This is a genomic window from Polaromonas sp. YR568, assembly GCF_900116715.1.
Taxonomy (GTDB): domain Bacteria; phylum Pseudomonadota; class Gammaproteobacteria; order Burkholderiales; family Burkholderiaceae_C; genus Polaromonas.
In genome coordinates, this window is the sequence record NZ_FPBM01000001.1 from 920,884 (window position 1) to 933,836 (window position 12,953).

General features: G+C 62.3%; 13 protein-coding genes. 8 read left to right on the forward strand and 5 right to left on the reverse strand.

All coding sequences use genetic code 11. From position 1 onward, the window contains the following. Positions 1-852: a SirB1 family protein gene (locus tag BM408_RS04480; protein ID WP_092127168.1), complete on the reverse strand. Its 852-nt coding sequence runs from the start codon at positions 850-852 to the stop codon at positions 1-3. 87 nt (positions 853-939) lie between these two features. Beyond that, positions 940-2,505: a murein biosynthesis integral membrane protein MurJ gene (gene murJ / locus BM408_RS04485; protein WP_092127169.1), complete on the reverse strand. Its 1,566-nt coding sequence runs from the start codon at positions 2,503-2,505 to the stop codon at positions 940-942. Between the two features lie 221 nt (positions 2,506-2,726). On the opposite strand from murJ, the gene rpsT reads away from it, so the two are divergent. Then, the gene (rpsT, locus tag BM408_RS04490; RefSeq protein ID WP_007864125.1) at positions 2,727-3,038 is read left to right on the forward strand and encodes a 30S ribosomal protein S20; all 312 of its coding nucleotides are present in this window, start codon (positions 2,727-2,729) and stop codon (positions 3,036-3,038) included. A gap of 126 nt (positions 3,039-3,164) precedes the next feature. On the opposite strand, the gene BM408_RS04495 is transcribed toward rpsT, so the two are convergent. Further along, entirely contained in the window at positions 3,165-3,485 is a 321-nt protein-coding gene (locus BM408_RS04495) for a DUF3579 domain-containing protein (RefSeq protein ID WP_092127170.1), read from the reverse strand. A 271-nt stretch (positions 3,486-3,756) separates the two neighbouring features. Between BM408_RS04495 and BM408_RS04500 the strand changes: the two genes are divergently transcribed. From BM408_RS04500 to BM408_RS04515, 4 genes are all read left to right on the forward strand, one after another. Further along, complete coding sequence (locus tag BM408_RS04500) at positions 3,757-4,974, forward strand: aspartate aminotransferase family protein (protein WP_092127172.1); 1,218 nt, start codon at positions 3,757-3,759, stop codon at positions 4,972-4,974. A gap of 5 nt (positions 4,975-4,979) precedes the next feature. After that, positions 4,980-5,918, forward strand: a complete 939-nt coding sequence (argF, locus tag BM408_RS04505; protein ID WP_371326986.1) for an ornithine carbamoyltransferase — start codon at positions 4,980-4,982, stop codon at positions 5,916-5,918. Positions 5,919-5,926: 8 nt separating this feature from the next. Beyond that, the gene (locus BM408_RS04510; protein ID WP_092127174.1) at positions 5,927-6,586 is read left to right on the forward strand and encodes an HD domain-containing protein; all 660 of its coding nucleotides are present in this window, start codon (positions 5,927-5,929) and stop codon (positions 6,584-6,586) included. A gap of 268 nt (positions 6,587-6,854) precedes the next feature. Then, the gene (locus BM408_RS04515; protein ID WP_092127177.1) at positions 6,855-8,297 is read left to right on the forward strand and encodes an NCS1 family nucleobase:cation symporter-1; all 1,443 of its coding nucleotides are present in this window, start codon (positions 6,855-6,857) and stop codon (positions 8,295-8,297) included. Between the two features lie 30 nt (positions 8,298-8,327). Here the strand turns inward: BM408_RS04515 and BM408_RS04520 are convergent, their stop codons facing one another. Beyond that, positions 8,328-8,771, reverse strand: a complete 444-nt coding sequence (locus BM408_RS04520; RefSeq protein ID WP_217649411.1) for a hypothetical protein — start codon at positions 8,769-8,771, stop codon at positions 8,328-8,330. Positions 8,772-8,785: 14 nt separating this feature from the next. Continuing rightward, positions 8,786-9,550 (reverse strand): SDR family oxidoreductase, encoded by a 765-nt coding sequence (locus BM408_RS04525; RefSeq protein WP_092127179.1) that lies wholly within the window; start codon positions 9,548-9,550, stop codon positions 8,786-8,788. Positions 9,551-9,784: 234 nt separating this feature from the next. Between BM408_RS04525 and kynB the strand changes: the two genes are divergently transcribed. Genes kynB through kynA form a run of 3 tightly spaced genes read left to right on the forward strand, consistent with a single transcriptional unit; the run spans position 9,785 to position 12,586 of the window. Continuing rightward, entirely contained in the window at positions 9,785-10,432 is a 648-nt protein-coding gene (gene kynB / locus BM408_RS04530; RefSeq protein ID WP_092127181.1) for an arylformamidase, read from the forward strand. Between the two features lie 10 nt (positions 10,433-10,442). After that, a complete protein-coding gene (kynU, locus tag BM408_RS04535; protein ID WP_092127183.1) occupies positions 10,443-11,723 on the forward strand; it encodes a kynureninase in 1,281 nt (426 codons plus the stop codon). Next, positions 11,723-12,586, forward strand: coding sequence for a tryptophan 2,3-dioxygenase (gene kynA, locus BM408_RS04540; RefSeq protein WP_092127185.1), 864 nt, complete (start codon positions 11,723-11,725; stop codon positions 12,584-12,586). The genes kynU and kynA overlap by 1 nt, the downstream gene beginning before the upstream one ends. The last annotated feature ends 367 nt before the right edge of the window (positions 12,587-12,953 follow it).

The window sequence follows — 12,953 nt, forward strand, 5'->3', positions numbered from 1 at the left end:
TCAGTGCCGGCTTTGGCGCAGTTGCGCCAGCCGCTCGGCCATAGCGTCGATGTCGAGCGCATCTTCAGCGTTGGCCAGATAGATCTCGAGGTCAGCCATCGCACGCTCGGGCTCACCATGTGCGGCCCAGGCCAGGCCGCGGTCACGGTATTCCGTCCAGGCTTCGGGTTGCAACACGATGAGCCGGTCTTGCACAGGGATCAGGCGCTGCCAGTCTTCCTGCGTTTTGTGGATTTCCTTCAGGTTGCGCAGCATGCGGTTGATGATTTCACGCGGCGCCGCCGACTGCAAATACAAACCCATGGGCACTTCGAACTCTTCTTCACCGCTGCTGCGCTGGCGGAAGGGTTCGAGCCGCTCGGACAGCTCTTCGCGGCTCAAAGATTGGCCGCTGAATGGGTCGATCACCACCTGGCCCTTGGGCAGGTTGACCTTGACCATGAAGTGGCCCGGAAACGCGACGCCGCGCGCGTTGAGCCCAAGCCCCAGGGCCAGCTCCAGCCACAGCACGGCCAGCGTGATCGGGATGCCGCGGCGCGTGCGCAGCACGGCGTTCAGGTAGCTGTTGTCGGGGTCGTAGTAGTCGTTGACGTTGCCGCCGAAGTTCAGGTCGTGAAAGAAGAACTGGTTGAGCGCCCGCAGGCGCTGCAGCGCGGGGGCATCGGCCGGCAGGCGGCGCTTCAGGCGGGCCAGCAGCTGGTCTACATCGCCCAGCACCTGCTGCACATCCAGGTCGGGGTATTCGTCCTGCGCCAGGCTGACGGCGGCTTCCAGCAGGGGGAAATGTTCGTCGCTTTCCACCAGGCTGGAAAAGTACTGCAACGGTGACGGCACGGTCAGATTTAATTGCATGACGCTACTTTCTCATAAACCGGCGAAAAAAGGGAATCAAGGAATGCCCTTGATGAGTCTGAAAAAAGCCACAAACATCACGGTCACTCAATGTTTCAGAAGCTTTTTGACCTTTAAACCCGATACCCAAAGCGCTACGAAATAAAGAGCAGCCGATACAAGCAAAACAAGGGCCAGGAGCCCGATTCTTTCAAGAGAATGGCCTTTGAGGCCAATCCAGTTCACGGCACCAGCAGACCACAGCAAAAACACCGCCAGCAAGGCGCTGGCCGCCAGCACCTGCAGCGTGAACACGCCCCAGCCGGGTGCGGGTGTGTAACTGCCGCGGCGTTTGAGCCCTATCAACAACCACAGCGCATTGATGAGAGCGCCAATGCCGATGGCCAGGGCCAGGCCGGCATGTTGCAGGAAAGGCACGAAGGCCAGATTGAGCAACTGCGTTACAACCAGCACCGCCACGGCGATACGCACCGGGGTCTTGATGTCCTGGCTGGCGTAAAAGCCCGGCGCCAGCACCTTGATAGCCACCAGCCCGAGCAGGCCCGCACCGTAGCCCATGAGCGCGGTGGTGGTCTGCTGCACATCGCGGTCGGTGAAGGCGCCGTAGTGATAAAGCGTCGCTACCAGCGGCTGGGCGAAGGTGAGCAGCGCCACGCCGCAAGGCACAGCCAGCAGTACGACCAGGCGCAGGCCCCAGTCCAGCATGGCCGAGTATTTGGCGGCATCGCCGGCGGCCTTGGCGGCCGAAAGCTGCGGCATCAGCACCACGCCGATGGCCACGCCCAGCATGGCAGTCGGGAATTCCATCAGCCGGTCGGCATAGGTGAGCCAGCTGACGCTGCCGGGGGTGAGGTGCGAGGCGATCTGGGTGTTGATCAGCAGTGAAATCTGCGCCACGCTGACGCCCAGCAAGGCCGGCACCATCAACTTGGCGATGTTTTGGGAGGCCGGATCGGCCCAGGCGGCCTTGATGCTGCTCCAGCGCAGGCCGATGCGCGGCAGCAAGCCCAGCCGGAACAGCGCAGGCACCTGCACCGCCAATTGCAAAATGCCGCCCAGCATGACGCCGGCGCCCAGTGCATAAACCGGCTCGATGCCCTGCGTCTTGAACCAGGGCGCACCCAGCCAGGCCGCCAGAATCATGGAAATATTGAGCAGCACCGGCGTGGCGGCCGGTACCGCAAAGCGCCGCCAGGTGTTGAGCACGCCCGAAGACAGCGCGACAAGCGACATAAAGCCGATGTAAGGGAACATCCAGCGCGTCATGAAGACGGCGGCCTCAAAGCCGCGCGGCTCCTGCTTCAGCCCGCTGGCCATGGCCCAGACCAGCACCGGCGCCGCCGCCACCCCGGCCACGCAGGTCAGCAGCAGCGCCCAGGCCAGCAGCGTGGCCACCCGGTCAATCAGGAGTTTGGTCTGCTCGTCCCCGTTTTGCGCCTTGCTGGCCGCCAGCACCGGCACAAACGCCTGGCTGAAAGCCCCCTCGGCAAACAGCCGCCGGAACAGGTTGGGAATACGAAACGCCACATTGAAGGCATCCGTCATGGCGCTGGCGCCAAAAGTCGATGCAATCAGCAGTTCCCGCACCAAACCGGTGATCCGGGAGACTAAGGTCAGAAGGGAGACGGTGGAGGCGGCTTTGAATAGTGACACAAAGCGAGTTTAGCCCCCACGGTCGTTCACTTCGTGTAACTCCCTGCCCCCGAGGGGGCCGCCCGCCTGCGGCCCGGCAAAGCCGGTTCCGCGGCTCATGCTGGCTTTTAAGTCCACAGGGGCCAAAACCAGTATTTCGCCCTGCAGCCTAGGCCGTCGTATAATCTATGGCTTTGCTGCAACATCCACAGACTCCTCCCCAGGATTAAAGGAATACTTATATGGCTACCGCCAAACCCAAGAAAAAGAACCCCCGCCTCGCGTCGGGCCGCAAACGCGTCCGCCAGGACGTCAAACTCAACGCTGCGAACACCTCGCTGCGCTCCAAATACCGCACCGCTGTGAAAAACGTCGAAAAAGCCGTTGCAGCCGGTGACAAAGACAAAGCCAAGGACCTGTTCGCCAAGGCCCAAAGCATTGTGGACACGGTTGCCGACAAGGGCATCTTCCACAAGAACAAGGCAGCGCGCGACAAGAGCCGCCTGTCCGCCAAGGTGAAAGCCCTGGCACTGGCCCCCGCAAAGGCCGCCTAAGCAATTAGGCAAATCGCCCGGACGGCATCTTTCTCATGAAAATACCGTCCGCCGTTTTGTAGGGTGCGCTGCAGCAAAGCAAAAAAGCCGTCGAAAGACGGCTTTTTTGTTGGCGCTTCAAAAATCTCAGTCTTTGCGCGGTGTGTCCGGAATGAGGCAGGCTTCGGCGAGCTGCAGATCGTTGTCTTTGGCGAAGTTAATCGCGAAGTCCCAGGCCATGGGCTCGGCCTCACGCAACTCCGCGTTGACGACCACACATTTGACGCCGTTGATGACGGTGGGCACGCACCAGGGGGAATAAGTGAGGTGGCTGCCGGGCTGGGGGCCGCCGGGGCGGAAATGGCTCATCACACCGCACAGCCTGTCGGCCCAGTCGCTGGGCCGGAAGGTTTTGCCGTCGCGGGTAATACCCTGAATGAAGACTTCTTTGGCGGAGTTGGAGACCATCGGATGGAGGGTTTTTGCGGCGCCTGACGTGGGAAAGGGATCGTATTCACCCCATGCTGCACCGCACAACGATTCTATCTTATTTGTGACTCTTATATAAGACTTGACGCCCAATTTTCAACAAGTGGCGGCCCGGGGCGCCCTCATTGCAGTGATGCAGGAACGTCACAAAAGCCCGCAAACTCTGCGCCTAGAATCGCTTCAGGCCCGCTTTATTTCTCGCGGGCCTGCGATTTTCAGCCCTGTTACATCCCTTGTTCCGGAGTTCTCCATGACCGCAGCCCTGCCCAAGCACATCGAAGCCGCCTCCCCTCACGTGATGAACACCTATGGCCGCCTGCCCATCGCGCTGGACCACGGCCAGGGCTGCCGCGTCTGGGATGTCAACGGCAAGGCTTACCTTGATGCGCTGGGCGGCATCGCCGTCAATACCCTGGGCCACAACCACCCAAAGCTGGTGCCGGCCCTGCAAGAGCAGATCAGCAAGATCATCCACAGCTCCAATTACTACCATGTGCCGCTGCAGGAAACCCTGGCCGCCAGGCTGGTGGAGCTGTCGGGCCTGGAAAACGTGTTTTTCTGCTCCACCGGGCTCGAAGCCAACGAAGCCGCGCTCAAGCTGGCGCGCAAGTTCGGCCACGACAAAGGCATTGAGCGCCCGGAAATCGTCGTCTACGAAAAAGCCTTCCACGGCCGCAGCATCGCCACCCTGAGCGCCACCGGCAACCCCAAAGTGCAAGCCGGCTTCGGCCCGCTGGTCGAGGGCTTTATCCGCGTGCCGCTCAACAACATCGACGCGCTGAAAGCCGCCACGGCCGGCAACCCCAATGTGGTCGCCGTATTTTTTGAAGCCATCCAGGGCGAAGGCGGCATCAACAGCATGAAGGACGAGTACCTGCGCGAAGTGCGGGCGCTGTGCGACGAACGCGACTGGCTGCTGATGATCGACGAAGTGCAGTGCGGCATGGGCCGCACCGGCAAATGGTTTGCCCACCAATGGTCGGGCATCAAACCCGACGTGATGCCCCTGGCCAAGGGCCTGGGCTCGGGCGTGCCGATTGGCGCAGTGGTGGCAGGCCCCAAGGCCGCCCACATCTTTGGCCCCGGCAACCATGGCACCACCTTTGGCGGCAACCCGCTGGCCATGCGCGCCGGTGTAGAGACCCTGCGCATCATGGAAGAAGAAGGCCTATTGGCCAACGCTGTGAAGGTGGGCGACCACTTGCGCGCGGCGCTGGCCCGTGAGCTGGCCGGCGTCAAGGGCCTGAAAGAAATCCGCGGCCGCGGCCTGATGCTGGGCATTGAGCTGACGGTGCCTTGCGGTGAGCTGCTCGCCCGCGCCGCCGAAAACGGCCTGCTGCTGAGCGTAACCGCCGACACCGTGATCCGTATGGTGCCTTCGCTCATCATGACAACGGCCGAGGCCGACGAAGCGGTGGCCATCCTGGTTCCGCTGATCAAGCAGCTTTTGAAAGAGAAAAACGCGTGACCACTGTGATCCCCTCCACGCCCGCGCCGGTGCGGCATTACCTGCAGTTCAGCGACCTGAATGCGGCCGAATACGCCTACCTGTTCGAGCGCGCCGCCATCATCAAGAAGAAGTTCAAGACCTACGAAAAACACCAGCCGCTGGTCGACCGCACACTGGCGATGATTTTCGAAAAAGCCTCGACACGCACGCGTGTGAGCTTTGAAGCCGGCATGTACCAGCTGGGCGGCAGCGTGGTGCACCTGACCACCGGCGACAGCCAGCTGGGCCGGGCCGAACCAATTGAAGACAGCGCCAAGGTCATCAGCCGCATGGTCGACCTGGTGATGATCCGCACTTTTGAGCAGACCAAGATAGACCGCTTCGCCGAGCATTCGCGCGTGCCCGTCATCAACGGCCTGACGAATGAATTCCACCCCTGCCAGATCCTGGCCGACATCTTCACCTACATCGAGCACCGCGGCTCCATCAAGGGCAAGACGGTGGCTTGGGTGGGCGACGGCAACAACATGGCCAACACCTGGCTGCAGGCCAGCGAGATCCTCGGCTTCAAGGTACATGTGAGCACACCGGGCGGCTACGAGGTCGATCAGTCCATCGCCGGCATCCGCTCCGCCGACAGCTACAAGGTCTTCAAGGACCCGATGCAGGCCTGCGCCGGCGCCGACCTGGTCACCACCGATGTGTGGACCAGCATGGGCTATGAAGCCGAAAACGAAGCGCGCAAAAAAGCCTTTGCCGACTGGTGCGTGGACACGGAGATGATGGCCGCCGCCAAGCCCGACGCCCTCTTTATGCACTGCCTGCCAGCACACCGTGGCGAGGAAGTCGAAGCCGATGTGATCGACGGCCCGCAATCCGTTGTCTGGGATGAAGCAGAGAACAGGATGCACGCGCAAAAGGCGCTCATGGAGTTCCTGTTGCTGGGTCAATTGACCAGCTGATCCCGCACATGTGGTTCGCCCCGGCTCACCACGAAGAACTGCTCGCTCGCTGGGACGCCCTAGGCGCGCACCTCCGTCAAAGCGGCGGCGCCTGGAGCCGCGAAGGCAAGCGCCTGATTCGCAGCTGGGGCCGCTGGCCGCGTCGTTATCACAACACGCCGCACCTGCTGGCCTGCCTGCGCCACCTCGACGAAGTGCGCGGCCAGTTGGACGATGCCGTCGCTGTTGAACTCGCGCTCTGGTTTCACGATGCCATCTACTGGCCCTGGCGGCCGCTCAATGAAGAAAAGAGCGCGCTCTGGGCCGAAAACTTTCTTCGCACGGCCGGCCTGAACCCCACACTGATCACAGCGATCAGCCGCCACATTCTGGACACCCGCCACCAGGCAGTGCCTTCACCCGGCGACGCCCAATGGGTGGTCGACATCGACCTCGCCATCCTGGGGCAGCGCGAATCGGTTTACCGGCAGTTTGAACGCGACGTTCGCAGCGAGTACCGCTGGGTGCGCTGGCCGCGCTACATCAAAGGGCGCAGTGCGGTGCTGCAGTCATTTCTGGACCGTCCCCGCATCTACAGCACCCCCTGGTTTTCTGAGCGCTACGAGGCCGGCGCCCGAAACAACCTTCAGGCCGCGCTGGCCGCACTGTCGCGCAACCAGCTCTACTGACTGACGGCACCGCCGCCCAGCGGAGCTATCGGCGCCGCCAATGGCACGAAACCTGCATTCCACACTTCGACGGTGCTCACAACAACAGGATTCAAAGCCGCTCAACCAAAGCTGAGCCAGCAAGGGTAAATCCGCGAATTGAATTCTGCGCCGGTGAGTACAGTTTTTTTATACAAAACTGAGCACTCAATCAGGCAGTGAGGTTTGAGCTCTCTTCCCGCTTGATTGAGCTTGGCCAGGGCATGCGCCCATCAACCGGAGATCACACGTGGACATTCGAAACCCATCCCCCGATCTGTATAACGAAGACTTGGCGCCTGCTAAAGAGCGCAACTGGGGCACCTTCAGCATCTTCAATGTCTGGACTTCCGACGTACACAGCCTCTGGGGTTACTACCTCGCGGCCAGCCTGTTTTTGCTGTGCGGCAGCTTCACCAACTTCCTCGTCGCCATCGGGCTGAGCTCACTGGTGATCTTTCTTTTAATGAATCTGGTCGGCTACGCGGGCGTGAAAACCGGCGTGCCCTACCCCGTGCTGGCGCGTGCCTCTTTCGGCATCTGGGGCGCCAATCTGCCCGCGCTGGTGCGCGCGGTGGTGGCCTGCTTCTGGTACGGCGCGCAGACGGCCGCCGCGTCAGGCGCCATCGTGGCGCTGCTCACGCGCTCCGACGCCATCATGGCCTTTCACAAATCCACCCACCTGCTGGGCCACTCCGGCCTGGAGGTGATCTGTTTTGTCGTTGTGTGGGCGCTGCAGTTGCTCATCATCCAGAACGGCATGGAAACGGTGCGCAAATTCCAGGACTGGGCGGGTCCCGCCGTCTGGATCGCCATGCTGGTGCTGGCTGTGGGCCTCTGTGTCAAAGCCGGCGGTTTTTCGTTCGACCATGGCATCCCGCAAGACGTGCTGCTGGCCAAGACCAAAGACGCCGGCGTTCCGGGCGAGCCCGGCTCGTTCTGGGCGCTGATGGCCGTAGGCGCGACATGGATCACCTACTTCGCCGCGCTCTACCTCAACTTCTGCGACTTCTCGCGCTACGCCAAAGACAAGGCCACCGTGCGCAAGGGCAACCTCTGGGGTCTGCCCATCAACCTGGTGCTGTTCTCGCTGGTAGCCGGTGTGACCACGATTGCCGCCTTCAAGGTCTACGGCGAAGTGCTGCTGCACCCCGAGCAGATCTCCGCCAAGTTCGACAGCTGGTTCCTCGCCTTGCTGGCCGCGCTCACCTTCGCTGTCGCCACGCTGGGCATCAATGTGGTGGCCAACTTCGTCTCGCCCGCATTCGACTTTGCCAATGTGTTCCCGCGCAAAGTCAGCTTCAAGACCGGCGGCTACATTGCGGCCGGCATCGCGCTGGTGCTCTACCCTTTCGCGCCCTGGGAAGGCAACGCGGCCACCTTTGTGGGCGCCATAGGCGCGACCATGGGGCCGCTGCTGGGCATCATCCTGGTCGACTACTACCTGATCGCCAAGGGCGAAGTGAACGTCGAGGCGCTTTATCACGAGGACGGCGAATACCGCTACCAGGGCGGCTGGAACGCCAACGCACTGATCGCCACCGCGGTGGGCGCACTGTTCTCCAGCATCCTGCCCAACTTCACCAGCCTGCTGCCCTCATGGTGGGGCATTTACGGCTGGTTCTTCGGCGTGGCGATTGGGGGCGGCGTCTATTACGCGCTGGCGGTGATGCGGCCGCGCAAGGCCGGGTGATGCAAGCGGGCTGAAGGGGCAGCAGCCCGCTCAAGCCGCCGCAAGCAACGCGACGGCAAGCGCGGCATTGGCCAGCATCAGCGCGAGGTCGATCACAAAGATTCCCAGCATGGGGCCTTTGAGCACCGGCCAGTAAGCCTCCCCTTGCCGGCCGCCTGCCAGCGCAACCGGCAGGTTGGCCGCGAACTGCCCGCCGTGCGCGATTGCAAACACAGCGGCAAACAGCGCCAGCTGACGTGGCTCGGTAAACCACGAACCGGCCAGCAGCAGCAAGACGGAAAACGCGGCGAACGCAAAATTCATGGTGCCCAGAAAGCGCAGCGACGCCGCCAGTGTCTGGAACACCGGCGAGCTGCGCGCAGTTGCGGGCACAACAATCTTCGCGGCGCGCGCCGGCACCAGCGCAAAGTACCAGAAGCCGATGCTGAACCACAGCGTGTTCAGCACCAGCACGCCGGCGTAGCAGGCTGACAAAGACGGCGGCAGAATCAACCGCGCCCCACAAACGGCATCTTCGTGGCCATGATGGTCATGAACTGCACATTGGTCGACAGCGGCAGCGAGGCCATGTGCACCACGGCCTCGGCCACTTCCTTCGCATCCATCATCGGCTCAATGGCGATCTCGCCGTTGGCCTGGGGCACGCCCTTGGCCATGCGGGCGGCAAGCTCCGTCATGGCGTTGCCGATGTCGATCTGGCCGCAGGCGATGTTGTACTTGCGCCCGTCCAGCGAGATCGACTTCGTCAGGCCCGTGATGGCGTGTTTGGTGGAGGTGTAAGGCGCCGAGTTGGGCCGCGGCGCGTGGGCGGAGATCGAGCCGTTGTTGATGATGCGGCCGCCCTGGGGGGTCTGGTCTTTCATCAGCCTGATGGCCGCCTGCGCGCAGAGGAAGGAGCCGGTCAGGTTGATGTTCACCACATTGGTCCATTGCTCAAACGTGATGTCTTCGAGGTTGACGGGTGGTGCGCCCACACCGGCGTTGTTGAACAGCAGGTCGAGGCGGCCGAACTTTTCCTTGACCTTGGCAAACGCCGCCGCCACTGACTCGGGCTGGCTCACATCCGTCGGCACGGCCAGCGCGCGGTCTGTTCCGGACTCTTTAGCGACTTCATTGAGCGGCTCCGCACGGCGGCCCACCAGCGCCACGCTATAGCCTTCACGCAGCAGGGCCAGGGCCACCGCCTTGCCGATTCCGGTGCCCGCGCCGGTGACGAGTGCGACTTTGCCGTTGGACTTGTTCTCGGAATTCATGGTGTGCCTTTGTCTTTTATGAAGGGGTTGAAGGAAAGGTTTTTAGGGGTTTAGTAAATCGATGCAGCAGCGAGCGCCACAAGCCCGGATTGTGCCCGAGGCTGGCGAATTACACAGAGCGCTCCTGACTCTGGTGCCTTGCTCATTGATCAGGTACTTTAGGTTTCAACTATTTTTGGAGTTGTTGGAAATAACCGACACCACGGCTTTTTTGCCGGTGCTACCTTTGGGTCCATGCCTGCATCCACCCCACCACCACCGCGCAAACTCTGGGACATCTCGCCGCCGGTGGATGAAAACGCCGCCGTCTTTCCCGGCGACACCGCCTATTCACAGACACTGCATTTTTCGCTGACGCCGGGCTGCCCGGTCAACGTCAATGCCATCACGCTGTCGCCGCACACCGGCGCGCACGCCGATGCGCCGCTGCACTATGCCAATGGCGAGGCCAGCATCGGCGAGGTCGACCTCGCGCCCTACCTCGGGCCTTGCCGCGTGATTCACTGCATCGATTGCGGCTCGCTGGTATTGCCCAGGCACATCGACCACGCACTGGACAACTTGCCACCGCGTGTGCTGCTGCGCACAGCACGCACCGCCAGCCAGGGCTGGGAGTCGTTCACCGCCATCGCCCCTGAAACACTGCAACTGCTGGCCGCCAAAGGCCTCACCCTCATCGGCATAGACACCCCCAGCGTGGATCCGGCTACCAGCCAGGATATGCCCAGCCACCACCAGTTGCTCGCACACGGCCTGCGTGTGCTGGAAAACCTGGTGCTCGACGACGTGCCCGAAGGCGACTACGAACTCATTGCCCTGCCGCTCAAGCTCACCCGGGCCGACGCCTCACCCGTTCGCGCAATCCTGCGTGAACTTCTCTAGAGACCACCCCATGACCACTTTGCAAGACTGCCGCGCCCTCGATGCGCAAGACCCGCTGCGCGCGCTGCGCCAGCAATTCACGCTGCCCGAAGGCGTGATCTACCTCGATGGCAATTCGCTGGGCGTGCTGCCCAAAACGGCCGCCGCCCGCGTGGCCGAAGCGGTGACGGTCGAATGGGGCCAGGGCCTGATCCGCTCCTGGAACAGCGCCGGCTGGTTTGAGCTGCCACAGCGCCTGGGCAACAAGATCGCGCAACTGATAGGCGCTGCCCCCGGCGAAGTGGTCGCCACCGACAGCACCTCCATCAACCTCTACAAGGTGCTGAGCGCCGCGCTACACATCGCCGCGCAAGACGCTCCCGCACGCAAGGTGATCGTCAGCGAACGCAGCAACTTCCCGACCGACCTCTACATCGCCGAGGCGCTGTGCCGCGAACGCGGTTATCGCCTGCAACTGGTCGAGCCCGAAGAAATCACCGCCGCACTGACCGCCGAAGTCGCCGTGCTCATGCTCACCCACGTGAACTACCGCACCGGCGCCATGCACGACATGGCCGCCGTGACCGCCGCAGCCCAGGTAGCCGGCGCGCTCACCGTCTGGGACCTGGCGCACAGCGCGGGCGCCGTGCCGGTGGACCTGAATGGGGCAAAGGCCGACTTCTCCATCGGTTGCGGCTACAAATACCTCAACGGCGGCCCCGGCGCACCGGCCTTTGTCTGGGTCAACCCGAAACATGCCGACCGTTTCTGGCAACCGCTGGCCGGCTGGTGGGGTCATGCCGCACCGTTTGCATTCACGCCCGACTACAAGCCTGCGGCAGGCATCTCGCGCTACCTCTGCGGCACCCAGCCCATCCTGAGCATGACTGCGCTGGAGTGCGGGCTGGACACCGTGCTGGCCTCCGAACCTTTGGGCGGCATGCAGGCGCTGCGAAAGAAGTCGCTGGCACTGACCGACCTGTTTATCCAGTTGGTTGAAGAACGCTGCGCGGGCCACGGCCTGGCCCTGGCCACGCCACGCGAACACCCTCAGCGCGGCTCGCAGGTGTGTCTGACCAGAACCGAAGGTGCTTATGCCATCGTGCAGGCGCTGATCGCACGCGGCGTGATCGGCGACTTCCGCGCCGGTGACGGTGAGGTAGGCAAACACCTCGACATCCTGCGCTTCGGCTTCACCCCGCTCTACATTGGCTTTGAAGACGTGTGGAACGCAGTCGAGCACCTGAAGCAGGTGCTGGAAACCGCCGAGTGGAAAAAAGCCGAATTCAATCAGAAGCACGCGGTCACGTAATGAACAACCACGACAACAACAAACCGCAAGCGCCCGAAGACATCGTGCGCGACGAAAAAGCGCAGCTCGACTTCAGCAAATCCATGAGCTACGGCGACTATCTTCAGCTCGATGCCATCCTCAGCGCACAAAAACCGCTCTCGCCCGACCACAACGAAATGCTGTTCATCATCCAGCACCAGACCAGCGAGCTCTGGATGAAGCTGATGCTGCACGAGCTGCGCGGGGCCATTGCCAGCGTGGCGAAAGACGAGCTCGGCAGCGCCTTCAAGATGCTGGCCCGCGTGAGCCGGATCATGGAGCAACTGGTGCATGCCTGGGACGTGCTGGCCACCATGACGCCGCCCGAGTACAGCGCAATCCGCCCCTACCTGGCCAACTCCAGCGGCTTTCAAAGTGCGCAATACCGCTGCATCGAATTCGCCCTCGGCAACAAAAACGCCGCCATGCTCAAGCCCCACGCGCATCGGCCCGACCTGCTTGCACAAGTGCAAGCCGCGTACGAAGCCCCGTCACTCTATGACGAAGCCCTGCGCCTGCTGGCCCGCCGCGGCCTGGCCGTGCCCGCCAGCCACACCCAGCGCGACTGGACACAAGGCTATGTGGAAAGCGACGCCGTCGAGCAAGCCTGGCTGGTTGTGTACCGCGACCCGAAAAAGTACTGGGACCTGTACCAGCTCGGTGAAGAACTCACCGACCTGGAAGATGCGTTTCGGCTTTGGCGGTTCCGGCATGTGACTACCGTTGAGCGCGTGATCGGCTTTAAGCGTGGCACTGGCGGCACCGGTGGGGTCAGCTATTTGCGCAAGATGCTGGATGTGGTGCTGTTTCCGGAGATCTGGAAGTTGAGGACGGATTTGTAGTTCGGATCTTGTTCCGACTGGCGCTTGCTCTGCTGAGGGCGGCTGGCCGGGAGTGGCCCGGCGGCCAGTAACTTTCTTTTGCTTCGCCAAAAGAAAGTCACCAAAGAAAAGGCGACCCGCAGTCTGGGTCCCTACGCTTCGCTTCGGGCAACCTGCGGTGCTCGAGCCAAGCGGGGTCAAAAACAACTCGCTGCGCTCAAACAAGTTTTTGCCCTGATCCGCTTGTCTCTGCGCTCCTCGGCCCAGCCAGGACGGGGCAATCGGGAACGGGAACGGGGACAAATACCAACAAGGACTCGCCACGGCGAGTCCTTGTTTCTTCTGGTATTCGGGTTTCTGTCTTCGGCTGTTTGGTATTCGGTATTGG

Excerpts from the sequence above, each read along its gene's own strand:
- BM408_RS04510 (WP_092127174.1), top strand. The coding sequence starts at position 5,927 with ATGTGGTTCGCCCCGGCTCACCACGAAGAACTGCTCGCTCGCTGGGAC.
- rpsT (WP_007864125.1), top strand. The coding sequence starts at position 2,727 with ATGGCTACCGCCAAACCCAAGAAAAAGAACCCCCGCCTCGCGTCGGGC.
- BM408_RS04480 (WP_092127168.1), bottom strand. The coding sequence starts at position 852 with ATGCAATTAAATCTGACCGTGCCGTCACCGTTGCAGTACTTTTCCAGC.
- kynU (WP_092127183.1), top strand. The coding sequence starts at position 10,443 with ATGACCACTTTGCAAGACTGCCGCGCCCTCGATGCGCAAGACCCGCTG.
- BM408_RS04525 (WP_092127179.1), bottom strand. The coding sequence starts at position 9,550 with ATGAATTCCGAGAACAAGTCCAACGGCAAAGTCGCACTCGTCACCGGC.
- BM408_RS04495 (WP_092127170.1), bottom strand. The coding sequence starts at position 3,485 with ATGGTCTCCAACTCCGCCAAAGAAGTCTTCATTCAGGGTATTACCCGC.
- kynB (WP_092127181.1), top strand. The coding sequence starts at position 9,785 with ATGCCTGCATCCACCCCACCACCACCGCGCAAACTCTGGGACATCTCG.
- BM408_RS04500 (WP_092127172.1), top strand. The coding sequence starts at position 3,757 with ATGACCGCAGCCCTGCCCAAGCACATCGAAGCCGCCTCCCCTCACGTG.
- kynA (WP_092127185.1), top strand. The coding sequence starts at position 11,723 with ATGAACAACCACGACAACAACAAACCGCAAGCGCCCGAAGACATCGTG.